The sequence below is a fragment of the Paenibacillus polymyxa genome (genome assembly GCF_015710975.1).
Taxonomy (GTDB): Bacteria; Bacillota; Bacilli; order Paenibacillales; family Paenibacillaceae; genus Paenibacillus; species Paenibacillus polymyxa.
In genome coordinates this window covers 1,628,572-1,649,490 of sequence record NZ_CP049783.1, presented here as the reverse complement: position 1 = coordinate 1,649,490, position 20,919 = coordinate 1,628,572, and the positions used below count along the sequence as shown (strand labels likewise).

Genomic DNA, 20,919 nt, shown 5'->3' with positions numbered 1-20,919 from the left:
GTTAATTTCCGGCTATTTAAAGCATGATATGTGCATGTTTTCATAAAAGAGGCTGTGTTGTTTTGCAAAACAGATGTATAAGCTCAGGAGGTGGGATTTTTCATGGAAATCTTTTTGAAAGTGCTGCTCGTTGTGTTCTCGATTGCTGTTATAGCGGTTGTTTTACTGCAAAAGGGGAAAAGCGCAGGTTTGTCCGGTGCCATCTCTGGCGGTGCTGAGCATCTGTTCGGCAAGACCAAAGCTCGCGGTATGGATTTGATTTTACAACGCGTAACTGCTGTTTTGGGTGCATGTTTTATGATCGTTTCCGTTTTGGTTGCATTTTTCGCAAAATAAGATAAGTATATACCTTAAGCCTTCGTTTCATGGGAAACGGGGGCTTTTTTGGATTTTGGACAGGCAGGGATGCCGTCGATTAAATTCGTGTATACTAGGGTATGAGTATATTAAGAGCCTTGTATCAGGAACAAGGAACATGCGGATTTATTACTGAAAATTAAAGGTCACCCGAGGTGGACAAAATTATGATAACAGAGCAACAACTACTTGATTTCATGCGCGAGACCGCATACAAGCCTATGACATACCAGGAGCTGGAGCAACATTTTGACGTTAAGGATGCAGAAGAGTTTCGTGAATTCCTTAAGCTCTTGAACGCATTGGAGGAAGATGGGAAAATTCTGCTGACCCGCACAAACCGTTATGGTGTTCCAGAACGGATGGATTTGCAGCGCGGGCGTTTGCAGGCCCATGCCAAGGGCTTTGCTTTTTTGATTCCAGAGGACCGGGAGCACCCGGATGTATACATTCATGCTAACGACTTAAAGAGCGCAATGAATGGAGATACGGTACTGGTAAGAGTGACGTCAAAGGGACCTGCGGGTGGCCGATTAGAAGGCGAAGTTGTGCGAATCGTGAAGCGCGCAGTGCTTCAGGTAGTCGGTGTGTTTCAGAGTCACGAAGCATACGGTTTTGTTTTGCCGGATGATAAACGTATTAACCGGGACATTTTCATTCCTAAGGACAGCTTCAACGGAGCTGTGAACGGGCAAAAGGTCGTCGTGCGTATTGTGAGCTATCCAGAAGGACGTGCAGCGGCGGAAGGCGAAGTGCTGGAAGTGCTGGGTCATAAGGATGATCCGGGCGTCGACATATTGTCCGTTATTCGCAAGCATCAGCTTCCAGAGGCTTTTCCAGATGAAGTGATGGCGGAAGCGGATCAGGCTCCTGATGCGATTACGGAAGAAGAAATTATACGTCAAGGACGGCGTGATTTGCGCGATAAGGTCATTGTTACCATCGACGGTGAGGATGCCAAAGACCTCGATGATGCGGTTAATGTAGAGCGCTTGCCGAATGGAAACTACCGTCTGGGCGTTCATATTGCTGACGTAGGGTATTATGTGCGTGAGAACTCCAAACTGGATCAGGAGGCATATAACCGCGGTTGTAGTGTGTATTTGGTTGACCGCGTCATTCCGATGCTTCCACATCGACTTTCAAACGGAATATGTTCATTGAATCCTCAGGTGGATCGACTGACTTTATCCTGTGAGATGGAATTCAATGAGCATATGAAGGTCGTAAAGCATGATATTTTCACCAGCGTGATTAAAACAAAGGAACGGATGACCTACACGAACGTTCGCAAAATCCTCGAAGAGGAAGATGCAGAACTGATGGAACGCTACAAGGACCTGGTTGATGTATTCCGTACGATGAAGGATTTGGCGTTGAAGCTGCGTGCAAATCGGATGCGCCGGGGTGCGGTTGATTTTGATTTTGATGAGGCCAAAGTGATTGTAGATGACGAAGGCAAAGCTGTCGATATTGTGAAAAGGGATCGTACGATAGCCGAACAAATTATCGAAGAGTTTATGCTGGCGGCCAATGAAACGGTAGCCGAACATTTTCACTGGCTTAAGGTACCGTTCTTGTACCGAATTCATGAGGACCCCGATCCAGAGAAGCTGCAAAATTTTATGGCTTTCGCAGCTAATTTTGGTCATCAGATCAAAGGTAGAGGGAATTCTATTCATCCGCGTGCACTGCAAACATTGTTGGAAGACATTCAGGGCACGAAGGAGCAAACGGTGCTTAGCACGATGATGCTGCGTTCGATGAAGCAGGCCAAGTATGATGCGGAGTCAACAGGACATTTTGGACTGGCCGCGGAGTATTACTCTCATTTTACATCACCGATTCGTCGTTACCCTGACTTGGTAATTCACCGTGTTATTCGTGAGGTGTTGGAGAATGGCGGGGCTTTGACAGATGAGCGTCAGGAATACTTGACTGCACGCATGCCAGACATTGCTCAGCAATCCTCCGAGCGTGAACGTGTGGCTGTGGATGCAGAGCGCGACACAGAGCAAATGAAAAAGGCTGAATACATGCTGGACAAGGTTGGCGAGGAGTTTGAGGGGATCATCAGCAGTGTAACCAGCTTTGGGATGTTCATTGAGCTAGACAACACTGTCGAGGGTCTGACGCGTCTGAGTGCACTTACGGACGACTATTATCATTTTGACGAGCAGCATATGGCGTTAATCGGAGAACGCACCTCTAAGGTGTTCCGCATTGGGGATGAGGTTAAGGTTCGCGTCGCACGTGTGAATATGGAAGATTACACAATTGACTTTGAACTCGTCGATATGAAGCAACGGCAACGCCGTGAACGGACGGGTGGATCGGGCCAGGGCGGAGATTTTGCACGTGGCGAGGGCCGTGGTAAAGGCAGGGGCCGAGAAGGACGTGACCGCAAGGGCGGCAAGGACAAAGCTGGTAGAGAGCGTAAAGGCGGTCGTGAGGCGGCTGGAAAGCCTAAAGAGGGCGGCAACGGAGGCATCAGCACCGCAGGGCGTTCAGGGCGTGTTGGTGGAAACGGTGTCGGAACAGGCTCGACAGGCAGCTTCGGTTTTGGCAGTGGCAAGGGCGGATACAATTCGCCAGCATCCGGGGCAAGCAAGCGGCGGAAGAAGACGTCTACCAGCGGGATATTCATTGGTGATGCAGCTACCCCAGGTAGTGATGCAAGATCAGGCGGTGAAGGTGCAGCACGTCGCAAGCGGAAAAAAAAGGGCGGTAACGGCGGGAATAGCACCGCTGGGTTTGTACGGAAAAAGAAAAAGTAGGTTGAACCAACTTACTTTTTAGGAGACTAGAGCTTCTCAAGAGCAGTAGATCATGCTAAATGAGGCCTAGGTATAAGAGCGGTTTCTGTCTGTAGCAATGGATAGAAGCCGCTTGATTTTAGTGTGCTATTGGGGTAATTAGAAATGTAGCAGCCTTGACTTTCTTGCTTTTACCATCTGAAATTTGTTACAATATATTTCTAGGGTAGCTCTTTGTAGCTGGATTTCTAGATTGAATTAAGTTATGTATAAGGAGTGGTATTCATGGGTAAGAAGGCAGACGGGAAAGTGCTCGCCCAGAACAAAAAAGCTTCCCATGACTATTTTATTGAGGACACCTACGAGGCGGGCATGGTGTTAACGGGAACGGAAATTAAGTCTCTGCGGAATGGTCGCTCTAATATAAGCGATGCTTTTGCTACGATCCGTAATGGTGAAATTCATATTCACAATATGCATATCAGCCCTTTTGAACAAGGTAATCGTAACAATCCGACCGATCCGACGCGTACGCGTAAGCTGCTGCTGCATAAAGAGCAGATTCGTAAGCTTATTGGTCTCTCGAAACAGGAAGGCTACACCATCGTGCCGCTCAAAATTTATGTTCGTAACGGTTATGCCAAACTGCTGCTTGGACTGGGTAGAGGTAAAAAGCAGTATGACAAGCGAGAAACGGCTGCCAAACGTGATGCGCAGCGTGATATCCAACGTGCTCTACGAGAGAAGCAAAAAATTGCAAGATAAGTTACTGCTGATTAGAATGGTACAAATTACGTGGATAAGTTACTTGTTCCTGTAATGGTGCTATTTTATCAAGCTATAATGGCTTCAATCCGTTTCGTTATGACATGTAATATGTTATACTAACGAAGTAGTAATTTTTCAATGCATCTTGATTTAACATGGTTCGAGTGTTGAATCTTAGGATTCAGCTTTTGATATTATGCACTTATGCTCCGGTATTTCCGGATTTATCCGTGGAGCCCTTTTATAATAAGGGGGCGTTTATGGATTCGACGGGGATAGTTCGAGCATGGGTAGCGGGTAGTGGGGACGCGTCCACTTCATCAACGCTAAAGCCTATTAAACGGCAAACAACAAAACAACTACGCTTTCGCAGCTTAATAACCTGTGAGCGTGCTCCTCTCCTGCATCGCCCATGTGCCGGATGTAGGGGCTAACCTATAGTGGGATACGCTGCCACATCTCCGCCTGGGGTGTGCTGAAGAAGACAATCAGGCTGACCCAACGTATAGCCGGTTACGGGGCGATACTCGGGTGACATCAAAACTGTGACTACACCCGTAGAAGCTTATGTGTCGTTATCTTCGGACAGGGGTTCGACTCCCCTCGCCTCCATCGATCAAATCCACAATTTGTAGCTTAAAGATGACTTCTACGTGTTCTTTGTAGACAATCACCTTTTCTACATAGCTGCCGATAAACTTCTTGATCTCAGGAAGGTTCCGGCTGGTGATGTGGTTCTGAAAGCCAGAAAGCAGTTGTCGCAGAGCATCCTCTGTGATGGCTGCTTTTTCTTTTACCTGCTGAGCCTCAAGCAGTTTCGTTTCTAGCTCAATCTTTTGCTGTTCCAGTGAGGACGACTTTTCAAGAATGGTAGGATTGTTCAGACCGCCAGCCACCGCATTTACAATGTTATCAATCTGGCGCTTCACACCTTCCAGACTCTTGGTCAGGCGATGTTGGTCGGCTTTGACGCTCGTTTGCTTGGAATTCTGGTACTCATTAAGCTGTTTAGCCAGAACAGGGATAGCCTGATCGTTAAAAATCTTCTCCTGAAGCTGAGCCAGCACGTAGGCTTCAATGTATTCGCGGCGCAGCTCAGGGTTTTTACATGCCTTTGTCCGATCACGGTTACCGCAACGGTAGGTGACATATTTCAGTTTGCTTCTACCGCTGTATTTGGTATTGCCCATCATGGCATACTGAATACCTACGTTTTTCAAACATTCCCCGCAAACAATGAGTCCGCTAAGCAGGTACATTTCTTTTGCCTTGTAAGCGCCAGGTTGGCGCTTATTTTGATTCATCTTTTCCTGTGCCTTTTGAAAATTTTCCTTGGTTACAAGCTGTGGCACACCACCTTCGACACGAATCACATCTTCACTATTTTTATGCCGATTGCCGTTTCGTTTACCAGCCGCATCCTTGCTGTCGGTGAGGTTGAAAATGTAGGTGCCTGTGTATTTTCCATTGCGAAGAATGGTACCTAAGGTTCCCTTGCTGATCGGTTTCCCATAACGTGATGTGAGCCTTGCTCTGTTAGTTCCCTAATGATCTGGTTGTACCCATGACCAGCGAGGAACATCGAAAAAACAGTTTCGACGATGCCACATTCCTCTTCATTAATGATGTATTTCCGTGTTACAGGGTCTACTGCGTAACCAATAGGAGGCAGACCGCCTGTATGCTTGCATTGGTATGCGGTTTCTTTCATTCCTTTCATGACCTCACGGGCCAAGTTTTTAGAATAGTATTCAGCCATACCCTCCAGCAACGATTCCAGAATGACACTTTCGGGGGAGCCGTCTAGGTTTTCGGTGACGCTGTACAGTTGAGTGCCATTTAGTTTCAATTTGCGTTTGTATTTAGCACTGTCGTATTTGTCCCGGCTGAAACGATCCAACTTATGAACAATGAGCACATCAAATAATCCTTTTTCACTATCGACAATCATTTGCTGGAACTGTGGAACTTCATCGAAATTGCTTCGCATCATGAGAAATCACTTTATGATGAAAATGATCCAGAACTGGGTTGGATGTATTCATTTCCAGAACTAGAATTGAACTTTTAGAGATCGAGAATTTTTAAAGAAGAAGATAAGCTTGAAGATTGGTTTATTGAACTTTCCCAAGAAAATCAGGAAGAAAAGTGCAGATTTCAATATTTCGAAACTGTAAGTATTTTTTCTAATTAAAATTTTCTAAGTAGTATTAAATCAAGATTAAACGGTATCGACGACCTCGCGCTGAATGATGCTTTCGTTGGTACCGTTGTTTTTTAGATTGAAAGGGATATTGAGTATAGTCAAACAAGCCTTCCACTTCCTGAATATCATGCGTGCTAATGAGTATAGATTGCCGCCGACCCTCCAAATAATCAATAATCCCGGCCACTCTGGAGAGGACATCAATACCTGCGAACGCTTCATCCAGGATCATGAGTGGAGAACCTCACGTGCCAGACATAAAATCAGTAGCACACGCGCTCCTGTCCGCGACTCAACCCGGCCATTTTCGACCCAACTCCACGTCCATATGATCAGCAAGCTTATATGCATCGTTCATATTCGTGTAGCGACAAGAACTTGCTTGAATATTGGACAAGAACTTACTTGAATAACTTCTGCGTCAAGAACATACTTGAATTTTTTTATTCTTCATTTACTAATCGTCGTATGATCTGAAACTTTATCCGTTAGCCCAGCCCCAGGAACCAGCGATAGGCTAGGTTCGTTTGAATTTCACGCTCGAGTTGCCGTTCTGAGCGAATGCCATAGAAATAACCGAGAAAGATCATTTTAAACAACACGGTAGGATTAATGGCAGGAGGCCCGTTGTCCGCACAATACAGCGGGCCTACCTTCTCATGAATAACGGAGAAGTCTATTATATTTCTCCACTTTACGAAGCAGATGATCTTGCGGTACCAGTTCTTCCAGAGAAACCAATTCAAAAGATTGTTGTTTGTCTCGATGAGGTCGCAGCATATCAACACCGTCCGTTCTACATAGTTACCTATATTAAATAACATTAACGCGGTGTCGTCTTAAATAAAATTAACATAAAAAAAGCTGTCGAGACTTTCTCGACAGCCTGGAAAGAGGACTTCTCTTTCTTCTCTTTAAAGAAATTATATTTATGATAGTTAAGGAGTCAAATCAACTTCTAATATTTGGAATATCCCATTTTTTCCACCAAAGAAAATTTTATTATCAGAAATTTTAACTGTAGTTTTATTATCTATTTCATCCGGAACAACAATTGTTTTTCCAGTATAAACATTCATAGCAGTATTATTTTCAATTTTTAATATGTGGACTTTGCTGCCATCTCTGACTACTACATGATTACCTGGAAAAGATGTTACGGATCGAAGAGAGCTGACGACATTTTTTCCTGACACCAATCCATCTCCAATGATTGTCCCTTCTTGGTTGAACAAAATATATGAACCAGGAGTAGTTACGGCTATTAAATTACCGTCAGACAATCGGGCAACACTTGTTATGGCTGAAGTTTTATACCTTCCTGACTTCAAACCTTTACCTTCATTGTTGATTACAGACCAATTCCCGTGTGTCCCAACTAACAATATATTGCCATTATCCATTTCTTCGGCATCATAAATAACTGCGTTTGCACTCCACATCCCACTTCGAAAAGGAGTCATGTCAGGTTCAAAAATTTGGTAAGCTCCTCGTGAGCCTGCAAAAAGTATTTTCCCATTTTTTAGCTGCTTAATTTTATATACAGGTCCCCCCATATCCCATTTCCCAGTCTGAACTGTACTTCCTGACTCATCTTTGATTTCCCATTCACCATATTCTGATGAAGAAAGTGTACTTCCATCTGATAAGACAATTGTAGTGCCTGGTTCAACCAAAACTTCAGACTGAGAAGACCAAAACACTCGGCCATTTTCATCGTAAGAATTGTACCAAGCACGAATATTCGACGTTCGACCCGTTGCAACTATACCTCCATCCTTTTTTAAGGCAGCAGAAGTGAGAGTAAACTTATACGTTGGCTTTTCTTCTACGGAAAACTTGCCGGCAATAATTCCATTTAATCCATATGCATTTGATGTTCCTGAAATAAAAGACATACCAACGACCATCGAAACTAAAACAAATCCGATTTTCTTTTTCATGCTTGAAGCTCCTTATTATTAAATTGAGTTGGTGCTGACCAAACTTATCTGCCGTTGCTTGATGGGCACTAGTTGTTAATACAGTAATTTTATTCCTGTTATGTGAATTTGTAAAGGTATATATTACCATTTAAATTTCTGTTTATCCATAACTTTTCAACGTCTTTTTTTTCCTAAGCCGGCTCTTCAATAAAGTGTTCCTTACAGTCTCCGAAAATGATTCGCACCTGTTTTAATGACCGAACAGACGTCCTCATAGCTAGGACAAACCCTTTAATGATATGTGTTTTTTCCTCCCAGTTGATCCACCACGATCGGCATCTCTGTTCATATCAGCCGGCGACTCTTCAATGAATCCAACCGTTTTTCTAGCGATTGGAGACACATCCCAGTTAATCAAGAACGTGTCGATGATTCGCTTTGTTTCGTCAGTAATTTTAGGATATGCCCAATCAATTTTGTGGTTCTAAATCAGGAAAAACTAAAGAGACACAGGACGGAAAAGAGTACATGAATAGTTCAATTGTGCTTATGAGCAAGATAAACACATTATTTTCATTTTACAATAATGCTCAAGCTTTATGCTCGGGTGCACTTAATTTGTTGAATTCAATTTCGTAAATAATTATGCCACCTCACCAAACAATCTCAACATTACTCGACGCCAAATTGTGGATTTGCCATGCCATGATTCGCCTCCATTTGAAAAACCCGCTCATTGAGTGGGTTTTTGCTTTTTAATGAGTTCGATTGTGGACCATGTGTAACTTCAACTCTACAAACCCCCATTATCCAAACCGCTTGATAAAATCACTTGCATTAAGGGAGCGGCCTTTCCAAGACATAATACCTGCTTTCATTCTGAGCAAGGAAGGATTCAATCCGATCCTTAGTGCATTCCTATCATCCCCTTCTCCATATTAATTTCAGAAATATACATTGAAAATAACGCATTCTATGGTTCTTTCTGTAAACAAACTCTCTATTCTGGCCGATACATACATAAGATGGGTTATTGTTAAATATGTCCTTTTGCTTTTATATTTTGAATTAAATACTTATCTTTTTTACGAAGAAGGGACTAACCCTATGAGCTATATGGACGAGCATATTTTAAGTCTCAAAAATAGGCTTAATTATGATGTTGCATCTAATAACGTAAATACGAGTCTTTCTCAAACTGTTATATCCGAACGGGATCAATCCGTTTTCGGGAAAAATCAGGCGTTGCGGTTAGGTGATGAGTTCATTACGTTGGAATGGAGGATGATTTTGGACGGACAAATGGAGGTTAGCGTCCCAAAATCTTTTAGCTTGATGCCACTGGAGCAGGCCCAATTTAAGTATCCTTCGGAATATCGTCCAGAGGTTATTTATACCTCGGAGGATGGAACGGTGAATATCACCTTTAATCGGACAGAGTCCACTTTGGCAGAAGAGGAACTTTCTGAGTTTGTGGAGCAAATGGCGGACACTTTGCGAGCTGTACAACCGATCCGTAACTGGTTGGGCACTCAAGTGATCGTAAATCATTCCGGTCTGTCCATTGGGGTGATCCGTTTTGTTGCTGCAGGCGTGGATACAAATTTGTACAACGAAATCCTGCTGTTCACCCATGCAGGACAGGTGATGATGGGGACGTTTAACTGTACGGAATCGGACATGGAGGTATGGATACCTGTAGCGGAAAATACAGTTCAGTCGCTTCATGCAGTTTCATTGCCCTTACAAACTACGCTTGAGAAAGGAGCGGATTCGCTATGAGTCTGGGCTACGATAATATCCAAATCCAGCCTTACGAGCTGGTTGAGCTGGAGCAGCTTACCCTCACGAAGAAAATCAACGAGCATACTCGGCTCTATTTTACAGGGATCATCCCGGAAGAGATGCAAGACAGCTATGTGGAAACGACGGAAAAGAACACGGTGATTGAGGTAAGCCAGCAGAATGAATTGGGTGAAAGTAAGCCGCTATTCAGCGGGATTGCGCTATCGGTCGAAGTGAAGGTTGTGCGGGATGTGTACTATCTGGAGGTAGAGGCGATTTCCCATACTTATCGGATGGATATTCAGCAACGCACCCGTTCTTTTCAATATACCAAAATGACGATTCCTCAGATGCTGGAGCAGATTGGTAAGGATTATGAAGGGTTGGATGTGATTGATGGAGCGACAGGTGGAGAGCCTATCGGACGGATTGCGATTCAGTATCAGGAAACGGATTGGGCTTTTTTAAGACGCATGGCTTCCCGCTATCATACGAGTCTGATGCCTGTGGCGCGTTTTGACAGTCCTAAATTTTATTTTGGCATTGAAGACAGCCCTGCACAGGCAGTACTGGATCATACCCGTTATACGGTACGCAAGCAGATGCTGCCTTTCCGCTACTTTCAGGAAAATGAGCAGGCAAAGGTAAACGAAAATGACTTTATTTTTTATGAGGTGGAGACAGACGAGGTGCTGGATCTGGGCGCTCAGTTGACCTTTCAGGGACACAGTTTGTATGTCATTGAGGCTTATACGGAGATGAGGCAAGGGCTGTTGCGGCATCAATATGTGCTTGCCTCGTACAAAGGCTTACGGCAGAAAGGCTATTATCAGGAAAAGCTGGCGGGTGCTTCATTAGGCGGGGTGGTCGTAGACGTACGTCAGGATCAGGTACGTATCCATCTGGATTGCGACGAGAAGCAGGCGGTCGATCAGGCGCATTGGTTCAACTATTCGACGGTGTATAGCGGCGGGGGACATACAGGCTGGTACGTAATGCCGGAGAAAGGGGACCCGGTTTCACTCTATTTTCCGGGCAGCCGTGAAGAGGATGGGGTAGCGGGTAGTGCAGTCCGACGTGCAGACAGAGGAAGCGGGCATAACAAGCTTTCCAATCCGCAGATGAAAATATGGCGCACACCTCATGGAAAAGAAATTCGTTTGGGACCGGATGAACTGGTCGTGACGGGTAAAGATGGTGCTATTTTTATCAAGCTGGACGATAAGGAAGGCATTCATATTATGAGCAATAAACAGGTAAGTATCTCGGCGGGTGGTAATCTGAGCTTGTCGGCTGGGAAAACGATGAATTTGTCGGCAGGCAGCGAGCTGCGTATGGATTGCAATGGCAGTCATATTCAATTGAGTGGATCAGCGGATATGAAGGGCAGTGAAGTGAAGTCGAATTAGGCTGTAGGGCAGCGGATGAATGGCATCAGCCTGAAGATATGAATTTATGAGAGCTTTAGGTGGTGGTTGAGTACAAATGGAGAAGCCTATGGATGAGTTCGAATCGCAATGGCAGGACATTTTGAATCAGGCATGGTTTCTCATCCGCAGAGACTGGGCACTGAAGTTCAAGATGACGCAGGAGCAACGGATTCAGGCCTGTGTCGAAGAGTTTCGGAGATATTGCCAGCATATTCGGCAAGAGCAGCTTCAAGGAAGAAAAGGAAGGATCGGTTATATCACGTACTCTATGCTACGTACCATGTGGCTGGAAGAACGGCCTGGTTATCTCGTAGAGATTTCCGATGCTTTATGGATGCTTGATCCGCAGCCGATCCGTTTTGAATGGAATACAAGCTGGGCATATTCTTACTGGACTGATTTGCAGCGACAATTGCGAGGGGAGGTAGAGAAGCAGCAAGTTTCTCTATCGGAGCTTGAATGGGAGCAGATAATGTTGGAGGCAGCAGTACACATTCATGCGCTCGTTGTGAATGTGGTGCGCTCGGCAATGAAACAGGCTGTGTGCTTGCCGGAGTTTCAAGAGCTGGAGCGAGATGAGACGTTCGAGATTCGTGTGGGGGAATATATGGATCATAGTGTGTCGGTATATCGAGAAGATCGCAGAGCCATGGAGGCAAATGAAATCAAGTCGTGGTTGGAGGAAAAAGAAGAACATGCGTACAGCTATCAGGCGTTGACCCAAGTTGAACTATCGGATGGGGATTACAACCTGTTGGATTTCCGTTATACAGCCTTTCGCCAAATCAGAATGGAGCATAGCCGACTGCATGGTTGTATCCTGGTAGGAACGGTGTGGCAGGAAAGTCAGCTAAATGGAATCGATTTGACATACAGCTTGCTTCATGGGGCCAATTTTAGCGGATGCTCGATGAAAGGGGCCATATTGGATGTCGTTATGGGTAACGCCGGATATGGATCAGATGCTTCATTGGATTGGGAGCCATTGGGTTTTGCCAGCGTAGATTTCACAGGGGCGAGCTTGCAGGGGGCCCGTTTTCATGATGCGCAGTTGCGAGGAGCTATATTTCAAGAGGCGTTACTACAAAAAACGTCCTTGGACGGGGCAGACCTCACGGATGCCTGCTTTGTTGGAGCAGATGTGACAGGTGCATCCTTTAAAGAGGCATGCTTGATCGGGGCTGATTTTACGGGTGCAAACGTACAAGGAGTTATTTTTACCGATGAACAGCGTAGAGGAGCCATTGGTTTGGAGTGGTCTACACAGGTCAGGGATGCTGCTAGCAAAAGGGGGTGGCTGCACTGAGATATTTTCGGCTAATGGTAGACGAGCGGGTAAAGCATCGGGTGGAGCCTGCTGCGCTGTCTCCTTTGCAAGTAGAAGATATCCTGACGGAGGCCGAGGGACAGCAACAGCAGGATGAACCTCTTTTTTTGGCTGTACATACCGATCCACGAACAGTGTACCCGGATTTTTTGGAATTTCCCCTACCACTGGTGTCCGATCGGATGAAAGTATTATTGGAGAAATATATGCCGGAACTGAAGTGGAAAGCAGCCATCCTTACCGATTTCCAGCAGGCCAGACAGGAGGTATACTGGGTGCTTCGTCCGCCGATGGTGGACTGTTTGTCCGCACAAACGGAATGGTACCCCAATGGTACGTTGAAGCGTTTGTTACTGAGACAGGGGGAGATAGAGCCTCCTGTTTTTCGGATTGAGGGACTGATCGAACCTTATATCTATATCCATTTGGCTGTGGCAGAAAGCCTGCTGCGCCGATCTTTTACAGGTATTCGAGTGCAAAGAGTTGAGATAGAAGCACTAAGGAGGATGGGGTAAGTGGGAGAAGCCCAGGTGAGACCGGGAACGGGTGCAAAAAAAAGCTATGTCGTGGCAGGAGCGATCTTAAGTTGTAGTTATGGCACACAACCTACCCGTTTGAAGAGACCTTTTAGCCATGGCGTCTACGTAAAAAACAAAGCACAAATGAACATTGGAGATTACGTTCCAGGGGTGAACATTCAGTCTTTTGGAAATTGCTCCAGTCCCTTAAATCCAGCTGTGCAAGCAAGTGAGATGGTGGACATCTATGGCGTGAAGAAGGCTCCGTGTGTTCCAGTCCTGACCATGCCGTGGCTGAATGGCAAAAGTGATGTGAAGATCGAAGGACAGCCTGCTTTGACACAAAACTGTACCCATCAATGTCTGTATTGTGGTCATATTCAAATTGAAAATGATGGACAGGAGCTGGACTAAGGGTCTGTTTCAAAGCTGTTAGGTTTCGAATTGTATTCGGGACGTGTATACAGTTGAACTGAAGGCTGCTTCGTATTCGTATCCGATGGATATCCAGATAAAGAAGCGATCTTATCAGGATATCCATCGTACCTACGATGGTCTGGTCACTGCAATAGTACGTTTAAAATACAAGTAATATCAGTATGGAGATGGCCTTGATATTATGGGGGTGAAAAGCAACTCAAGGGTCTATCTTCTTCCCTTTTTAATAAAGTGTTGACAAGAATAAAAAAATATTATATCTTTATATCAAGATAAATAAATTAAAGATAAAACAAACAGAAAATTTTGAACAGGGAGGTATACACATGATTGCGATTTTAGAAAGAATTAATCAGTTGGCAAACAAAGCAAAAGAAGTTGGGTTAACTGAAATTGAAAAAACGGAGCAAATGGATCTTCGCAAGGAATACCTTCAAATCTTTCGGGGATCTGTACAAAGTATTCTCTTGAACGCTACGATTTACGATCCAAATGGTGATGATGTAACTCCTGAAAAACTTAGAAGAGAGCAGGCTAAAATCGTTAAACCATGAATTTAGCTTTGCCAAATATCTCTAATTTAAAAATCTTTAAATAATAAATATAATATGGAGCGTGATTTTATGTTGGCGAGTGGATTGTTGTTGATACGTTTGGTAGTAGGATTGCTATTTGTGGGGCACGGGGCTCAGAAGCTTTTTGGCTGGTTTGGTGGTTATGGTCCAAAAGGTACCAGTGGTTGGATGGAATCAATCGGGATCAAGCCCGGAGTACTGATGGCCGTGGCCGCTGGATTGATGGAATTGCTGGGAGGAGCTCTATTTGCTGTAGGACTGCTTACTCCACTGGCAGCATTGTTGATTACGATGACGATGCTTGGAGCGATTGTCAAAGTACATGGTCAAAACGGGATCTGGGCCACCGCTAATGGCTATGAATATCCGCTGGTTCTTATTGCTGTCGTAGTCGGTATTGCGTTGATAGGCGCAGGTCCATATTCCATTGATGCAATACTTCATTAATACATGAACCTAAGTCATTAAAAATTACCAATGATAAAAATAAGGATTTCTACAATTAAAAGGAGGATTTTATATGTCACTTCAAACTGCAGGTATTCATCATATTACAGCTTTTGCTGGTAATCCGCAGGCAAATGTCGATTTCTATGCAGGTATTCTTGGACTTCGGTTAGTGAAGAAAACGATCAACTTCGATGCTCCTGAGGTTTACCACTTGTATTTTGGTAACGAGGCAGGAAGTCCTGGAACGATCATTACTTTTTTCCCGGCACCAGGAACTCCCAAAGGGCGAGTCGGAGGCGGTCAGGTGGGCATAACCTCGTATGTGGTACCGCCAGGTTCACTTGATTTTTGGCAGCACCGTTTGCAAAGCTTTGGTATTGAAGTTACGAAAACAAGCCGTTTTAATGAACAATATCTTCAATTCGAGGATAATGAGGGCCTACGTCTTGAGCTTGTTGAACGTGCGGAAGGAGCGAACAGTACTTGGTCTTACGATGGCATTTCGGCTGACAACGCCATTAAAGGGTTCGGAGGCGCCGTACTATTTAGCGTCAATCCACAGAAAACGATGGATGCATTGGAGAGTATACTCGGATTTACGAAAATCGACGAAGATGCCGAATATGCTCGTTATCAATCTGCAGGAGAAATCGGTAATATCGTGGATGTTCCGCTTGCCAAGATGGGTTTAGGCTTTGGTGGAGCAGGCACAGTGCATCACATTGCATGGCGCGCAAAAGATTTCGAGCAACATGAAGACTGGAGAAGCACAGTTCAGCATTATGGGTATCAGCCGACTCCCATCATCGACCGCCAATATTTTAATGCGATATATTTCAGAGAAGCGGGCGGCATACTATTTGAAATTGCTACAGATCCACCGGGCTTTGCTAACGATGAACCTGCGGAATCTTTGGGGCAGAAATTAATGCTACCAGAGTGGTATGAACCGCAGCGGGCTCAGATCGAGGCAAACCTGCATCCTATTGAAGTGAGAACATTAACAGATAAACAAAAGTAAACGAAATCAAACGAAATAGCTGCTGTTTTGCATCCAGATAAAGTCACATAAATCCACAATCTCATTCGATTGTGGATTTTTCATTTGATAGATTACTCCCTGAAAATAAAATCCTCCGCAATTAACCTATATTTATGATTTGACTAATCTAATATACGACATTATCTATCCAAGACAGAACCTGCTTCCAGGTATATATCTCATGACCTTCCGCCCTCTTGTTATTACACCAGCTTTTCAGACTTTACTAACATTTCTCGTAACACATGAGCGACTCGGCTTTTCCGGTTCTCAGCTTTCCTTTGTATCGCTCGTAATGATTGTTGGTATGCTGGGGTGTTGTTATGATAATAAAACTGCTTGGCAGCAATGCGTAGTGTCCTTCTCAACAACATAGCTGATGAACGTGTTAACCTGGAACGGAGTCCCCTGCGCAATACTCGCAGCGTATTTTTGTAGGTCTCAAAATCCTCGGATGGAGGAATCAGAGCAAATAAATTTAACGAGGAGTCATTGAACCCGTAAGTTTCATACATGATTCTTAGATTTTCCGTATTTAAAACGTTACCTCTAAGATGGGTTGGATGCTCCTGATGATACCCGACCACCTCTTTGATGCAATAAAAAGGGATTTTTAAGCGATGCAGTCTATAGCCAAGATCCCAGTCTTCGAGTCCGTACAGCACAAACCGTTCATTGAAACCTCCAATACGAATTAAGTGGTTGCGTCTGATGGCCACACAACGAGTTACTAGCATCATCCAGGGAGCTACGTCCGTTGAGGCAAATTGTTTCTGCGTATTGGGAGGAACCCTTGTGGGACTAACGACTTTAGACAGTGCGCCCGTTTGATGAAGGATATCTTCTGGCGTTATGACCGGGGTAATTTCATTCGCTGTTTCAAAGTCAGGATTCCATAAGCCGGATTGTGTAAGTATGCTCCGACAATGTTCTTTTTCTTCCACAGAAAAATCAGGGTGATAGTGGGTAAATGCATCGTCCCACGAGTGCGGAATGCCTGAAAGCACAGATTTGGGATACTTGCGGTGATAACGGCTCACGGTTTTAATGAAATGAGGCAGCACCAAAAAGTCAGCGTCACAGAAAATGATGTATAGCCCTTTTGCTCGGCGCAGTCCCAAATTTCGAACGGCAGATCGACCGCGTTGTTCAGGGTGTGACACATAGATAAGAGGATAGGATGCTTTGAAGCCTTCGACCATTTCTTTCGTTCCGTCTGTAGAACCATCATCAGCTACAATGACTTCGAATAGTTGCTTCGGGTAGGTTTGTGATTCAAATGAAGCGAGTGTGAGCAACAGCTGCTGGGCGCGATTATAGGTTGGAATGATGACGCTGTAGCGGATAGCCAATGTGATCTCCCCCCCACCATTCTAATTAGAGAACCTTTGAACGAGATAAATAATAACAATGTATTCAAGGATTTTAGCCTGGTCTAGTCAAACAACCCACAAAGTTCGAAACAGGCTTGGTCCTATGCGGATGTTAATGTGGAAGTGCTGTATTTTTTGCTGATTTGCAGATATGTTTCAGTGGTGTGATGTATATGTCATGGTAGCATTATGCATAAGGATGTAAAGTAGAAGGGACACAAACAAACATGAGATGAAATGGGCATGTTTATGGTAAACTATATGGAGTTATAGAAGACCTGAAAGAGGAGTACTATATGACACAATTTGTCTATAAGCAAATTATTGACGATCTTAAAATGAAAATTTTCGCTGGAAAGTTTGCAGATATGAGATTGCCAGATGAACGTAGTCTTAGTGAGACTTACCAGGTTAGTCGTAGTTCCATTAAACGTGCTCTGACTAAAATGGAGAGTGTCGGAATTATTTTCAAAAAACAAGGTTCCGGGACATTTATTAATCCCTTATACATAAGAAATGAATCTATCTTTAACTACGAGGGCTCTAATCTAGGAGTTACTGATAATTTTCAAATGCATGGCAAAAAGCCAAAAATCAAAGTATTGAGTTTTGAGGTCATTCCACCGACAGAAGAACTACAGCGCGATTTGTTCTTGGACACTCATGATTTTGTTTATAAAATCGTTCGCTTGCGTCTGTTTGATGATGATCCATTTATGATCGAAACGGGCTATATTCCCATTAAAATTGTCCAGGATTTAAATCAGACCATTATTGAGGGTTCCATTTTTAATTATTTGGAGGACTCGCGGAACCTGGCCGTCACCAAATCCTTTTTATCTATTTTTGCAGAACCGTCTGAAGAGAATGATCAAAAGCTACTGCAATTGAAAGAAAATGAACCCGTAGGCATTATGGAGGGTGTTTTCTTTTTGGATAACGGTACCCCATTTGAATTTTCGCATATGCGATTTCACTACAAATATTTGAAATTTAATACCTTTGTATCGGTACACTAATGAAAAGACTGGAGAATTCTCCGGTCTTTTTTTTATAGTTTTGAAAAAGAATTAGAGTCTGCAAACTCTTCATTTATCACAAATTTTATTGGTTTATCCTTCTATATATTTTAATGTAAGAGCTTTTTTACTGTCTTTTTAATTTATATTTCATAGTATGTTCAAAATTTCACAAAATTGGACCGTATCACTTGTGAAAAAGGTTGAATTAATTCAGCGTAGCGTTATGATGTACATGTAGATGAAATTTCCGGAAATAAATTACAAACAAAATTACTAGGGAGTGGACACCATGGCTTTATCACCCGTGTTAGAAGATTACTCGTCTAAAACATATTTGGAAAAACTTGATGCATACTGGCGTGCAACGAACTACATTTCAGTAGGTCAGCTTTATTTAAAAGACAATCCTTTGTTGAGAGAACCTTTGAAAGATTCGGATGTAAAGGTTAAGCCTATTGGACACTGGGGCACGATTCCAGGCCAAAACTTTATTTATGCTCATCTTAATCGTGTTATTAATAAATATGATTTGAACATGCTTTACATTGAAGGCCCTGGTCACGGCGGCCAAGTGATGGTTTCAAATTCATATCTTGATGGAAGCTACACCGAAATTTATCCGCAAATCACGCAGGATATCCCAGGTATGAAGAAACTGTTCAAACAATTTTCATTCCCTGGCGGTATTGCTTCACACGCTGCGCCTGAAACCCCTGGATCTATCCATGAAGGTGGGGAGCTGGGCTATTCCCTTTCTCATGGTGTAGGTGCTATTCTAGATAATCCGAATCTGATCTCGGCTGTTGTTATTGGGGATGGTGAAGCTGAAACGGGTCCATTGGCCGCTTCGTGGTTCTCTAACCGATTTATCAATCCAATCACGGATGGCGCAGTGCTGCCGATCTTACATTTAAATGGCTTCAAAATTAGTAACCCAACGATTATGTCTCGCCAATCAAAAGAAGAGTTAACCTCGTTCTTTAAAGGTTTGGGTTGGGAACCATTCTTTGTTGAAGGTGAAGATCCTGATCACATGCACCCAGAAATGGCGAAAGTATTGGATACTGCCATCGAAAAGATTGAAGCTATTCAAAAGAATGCGCGTGAAAATAATGACCTTACTCGTCCGGCGTGGCCAGTGCTTATCTTCCGTTCACCTAAAGGTTGGACAGGTCCAAAGGAATGGGATGGCGTGCCGAATACAAATTCGTTCCGTGCCCACCAGGTTCCAATTCCGGTCGATCAAAAAAATATGCAGCACGCACCTGCTTTATTAGAATGGCTGAATAGCTATAGACCAGAGGAATTGTTCGATGAAAACGGTCGGTTAAAAGCTGAGATTGCTGAAATTTTACCTACTGGCGATAAACGAATGGGAATGAATCCTGTTGCGAATGCAGGTAAACTTATTAAAGATTTGAAATTGCCTGATTTCCGTAACTATGCGCTGGATAACTCCACGCCTGGTAAAGTGATTGCGCAAGATATGTCTGTGTTAGGTAAATACGTTAAAGATGTGGTCGTTTTAAATGAAGAGAATCGTAATTTCAGAATCTTCGGACCTGATGAAACGATGTCTAACCGCTTGGCTCCTGTTTTTGAAGTAACCAAACGCCAATGGATGGATCAAATTATTGAGCCTAATGATGAATTCTTGTCATCGTATGGTCGTGTCATTGATTCCCAATTATCCGAGCACCAAGCTGAAGGATTGCTGGAAGGTTATGTGTTAACAGGTCGTCATGGTTTCTTTGCAAGTTACGAAGCCTTCCTGCGTGTGGTTGACTCGATGATCACTCAACACTTCAAATGGCTGCGTAAAGCAACGGATCAAGGATGGCGTGCAGATATCCCATCATTGAATGTTGTAGCAACTTCAACGGTCTTCCAACAGGATCATAACGGGTATACACACCAAGATCCAGGCTTGTTGGGACATTTGGCTGATAAGAAACCAGAATTTATTCGTGAGTATTTGCCAGCTGACGCCAACTCTCTTTTAGCTGTTTTTGACACTATTTTAAATGACCGTCAAAAGATCAATTTGGTTGTTTCGTCCAAACACCCACGTCCTCAATGGTTCTCTGCTGATGAAGCAAAAGAATTGGTAGACAAAGGGTTGAAGATTATTGACTGGGCAAGTACAGATCAAGGCGGAGAGCCTGATATTGTCATCGCTTCTGCTGGTACAGAGCCAACGATTGAAAGCTTAGCTGCGATCTCGATTTTGCATAAAAAACTGCCTGACTTGAAGATTCGCTACATCAACGTAGTAGACTTACTGAAGCTGAGAAGCCAAAAGTTAGATCCTCGTGGATTATCTGACGCTGAGTTTGATCAATTTTTCACAAAGGACAAGCCAGTCGTATTCGCTTTCCATGGTTACGAAGGTCTGATCAAAGATCTGTTCTTTGACCGTCATAACCATAATCTGCATGTACATGGTTACCGTGAAAATGGCGATATTACGACACCATTTGATATGCGTGTATTGAATCAAATGGACCGTTTTGACTTGGTGAAGGAAGCTGTTCTAAGCTTACCTAACGCTGGAAAGTACGCAAATATTGCGGATGAAATGGATGCAATAGTTAAGAAACATCATCAGTTCATTCGTGAAGAAGGTATTGACTTGCCAGAGGTAGAGAACTGGGTATGGGAAGGCCTGAAATAAAAAAGTATAGTACATTTCAGCTTTGTGTTGGACAACCAAGCAGTCAAGCATGAACTGGAATATATGATTTGGTAGTAGTATAGATGTGCCTGGCCCCTTGAATTCAAGTATGATTTCAACGGGGATCAGGCACTTTTTGATGTAGCACACTAAGAATTTAATAGGGAAGTCACGAGCAAGTGGGTAATAAGTATATGGGAACCGAATGGTGCACTGTATTTTGTCTGAATATTGAAGAGGTGTTATGGTATAAGAGAATAGGAGAGGAGGCTG

Annotated in this window: 17 protein-coding genes, 1 other RNA gene and 2 pseudogenes; 14 read left to right on the top strand and 6 right to left on the bottom strand. The window is 43.7% G+C overall.

The annotated features are described in order from the left end of the window. The first annotated feature begins 102 nt into the window (after window positions 1-102). From secG to ssrA, 4 genes are all read left to right on the top strand, one after another. On the top strand, window positions 103-336 hold the full coding sequence (secG, locus tag G7035_RS07415) for a preprotein translocase subunit SecG (RefSeq protein WP_013368823.1): 234 nt from the start codon (window positions 103-105) through the stop codon (window positions 334-336). Window positions 337-524: 188 nt separating this feature from the next. Continuing rightward, window positions 525-3,134 (top strand): ribonuclease R, encoded by a 2,610-nt coding sequence (gene rnr, locus G7035_RS07410; protein WP_019685796.1) that lies wholly within the window; start codon window positions 525-527, stop codon window positions 3,132-3,134. A 264-nt stretch (window positions 3,135-3,398) separates the two neighbouring features. Beyond that, the gene (gene smpB / locus G7035_RS07405; RefSeq protein ID WP_007428162.1) at window positions 3,399-3,878 is read left to right on the top strand and encodes an SsrA-binding protein SmpB; all 480 of its coding nucleotides are present in this window, start codon (window positions 3,399-3,401) and stop codon (window positions 3,876-3,878) included. Between the two features lie 253 nt (window positions 3,879-4,131). Beyond that, window positions 4,132-4,496, top strand: a transfer-messenger RNA (tmRNA) gene (ssrA, locus tag G7035_RS07400). Here the strand turns inward: ssrA and G7035_RS27320 are convergent. The 5 genes and pseudogenes from G7035_RS27320 to G7035_RS07380 all read right to left on the bottom strand — a co-directional run bounded on the left by G7035_RS27320 (window position 4,457) and on the right by G7035_RS07380 (window position 8,030). Beyond that, entirely contained in the window at window positions 4,457-5,074 is a 618-nt protein-coding gene (locus G7035_RS27320) for a zinc ribbon domain-containing protein (protein WP_230877454.1), read from the bottom strand. The two genes, ssrA and G7035_RS27320, sit on opposite strands and share 40 nt — an antisense overlap. Window positions 5,075-5,233: 159 nt before the next feature. Next, a pseudogene (locus tag G7035_RS27315) lies at window positions 5,234-5,832 on the bottom strand (recombinase family protein); the annotation flags it as partial. Window positions 5,833-6,091: 259 nt separating this feature from the next. After that, entirely contained in the window at window positions 6,092-6,319 is a 228-nt protein-coding gene (locus tag G7035_RS07390) for a P-loop NTPase family protein (RefSeq protein ID WP_019685797.1), read from the bottom strand. Window positions 6,320-6,543: 224 nt separating this feature from the next. Further along, window positions 6,544-6,867 (bottom strand): annotated as a pseudogene (locus G7035_RS07385) (transposase); the annotation flags it as partial. A gap of 158 nt (window positions 6,868-7,025) precedes the next feature. Beyond that, window positions 7,026-8,030: a hypothetical protein gene (locus tag G7035_RS07380; RefSeq protein ID WP_019685798.1), complete on the bottom strand. Its 1,005-nt coding sequence runs from the start codon at window positions 8,028-8,030 to the stop codon at window positions 7,026-7,028. A 1,089-nt stretch (window positions 8,031-9,119) separates the two neighbouring features. On the opposite strand from G7035_RS07380, the gene G7035_RS07375 reads away from it, so the two are divergent. The 8 genes from G7035_RS07375 to G7035_RS07340 all read left to right on the top strand — a co-directional run bounded on the left by G7035_RS07375 (window position 9,120) and on the right by G7035_RS07340 (window position 15,556). Continuing rightward, window positions 9,120-9,794, top strand: coding sequence for a hypothetical protein (locus tag G7035_RS07375; protein ID WP_019685799.1), 675 nt, complete (start codon window positions 9,120-9,122; stop codon window positions 9,792-9,794). Next, window positions 9,791-11,206, top strand: coding sequence for a contractile injection system protein, VgrG/Pvc8 family (locus G7035_RS07370; RefSeq protein WP_019685800.1), 1,416 nt, complete (start codon window positions 9,791-9,793; stop codon window positions 11,204-11,206). The genes G7035_RS07375 and G7035_RS07370 overlap by 4 nt, the downstream gene beginning before the upstream one ends. 76 nt (window positions 11,207-11,282) lie before the next feature. Continuing rightward, the gene (locus G7035_RS07365) at window positions 11,283-12,533 is read left to right on the top strand and encodes a pentapeptide repeat-containing protein (RefSeq protein ID WP_019685801.1); all 1,251 of its coding nucleotides are present in this window, start codon (window positions 11,283-11,285) and stop codon (window positions 12,531-12,533) included. Between the two features lie 14 nt (window positions 12,534-12,547). Continuing rightward, window positions 12,548-13,069 carry a hypothetical protein gene (locus tag G7035_RS07360; protein ID WP_019685802.1) on the top strand — a complete coding sequence of 174 codons (522 nt, stop codon included), beginning with the start codon at window positions 12,548-12,550 and terminating at the stop codon, window positions 13,067-13,069. Next, window positions 13,070-13,486 (top strand): DUF4280 domain-containing protein, encoded by a 417-nt coding sequence (locus G7035_RS07355; protein WP_016820136.1) that lies wholly within the window; start codon window positions 13,070-13,072, stop codon window positions 13,484-13,486. 350 nt (window positions 13,487-13,836) lie between these two features. Continuing rightward, on the top strand, window positions 13,837-14,064 hold the full coding sequence (locus G7035_RS07350) for a DUF896 domain-containing protein (RefSeq protein ID WP_016820137.1): 228 nt from the start codon (window positions 13,837-13,839) through the stop codon (window positions 14,062-14,064). 69 nt (window positions 14,065-14,133) lie between these two features. Further along, a complete protein-coding gene (locus tag G7035_RS07345) occupies window positions 14,134-14,532 on the top strand; it encodes a DoxX family protein (RefSeq protein ID WP_019685803.1) in 399 nt (132 codons plus the stop codon). Between the two features lie 73 nt (window positions 14,533-14,605). Then, a complete protein-coding gene (locus tag G7035_RS07340; protein ID WP_019685804.1) occupies window positions 14,606-15,556 on the top strand; it encodes a ring-cleaving dioxygenase in 951 nt (316 codons plus the stop codon). A gap of 224 nt (window positions 15,557-15,780) precedes the next feature. Here the strand turns inward: G7035_RS07340 and G7035_RS07335 are convergent, their stop codons facing one another. After that, complete coding sequence (locus G7035_RS07335) at window positions 15,781-16,929, bottom strand: glycosyltransferase (protein WP_019685805.1); 1,149 nt, start codon at window positions 16,927-16,929, stop codon at window positions 15,781-15,783. A 317-nt stretch (window positions 16,930-17,246) separates the two neighbouring features. On the opposite strand from G7035_RS07335, the gene G7035_RS07330 reads away from it, so the two are divergent. Both G7035_RS07330 and G7035_RS07325 read left to right on the top strand, forming a co-directional pair. Then, entirely contained in the window at window positions 17,247-17,969 is a 723-nt protein-coding gene (locus G7035_RS07330) for a GntR family transcriptional regulator (RefSeq protein WP_016820141.1), read from the top strand. 292 nt (window positions 17,970-18,261) lie between these two features. Further along, entirely contained in the window at window positions 18,262-20,646 is a 2,385-nt protein-coding gene (locus tag G7035_RS07325) for a phosphoketolase family protein (RefSeq protein WP_019685806.1), read from the top strand. Window positions 20,647-20,919: the final 273 nt, after the last annotated feature.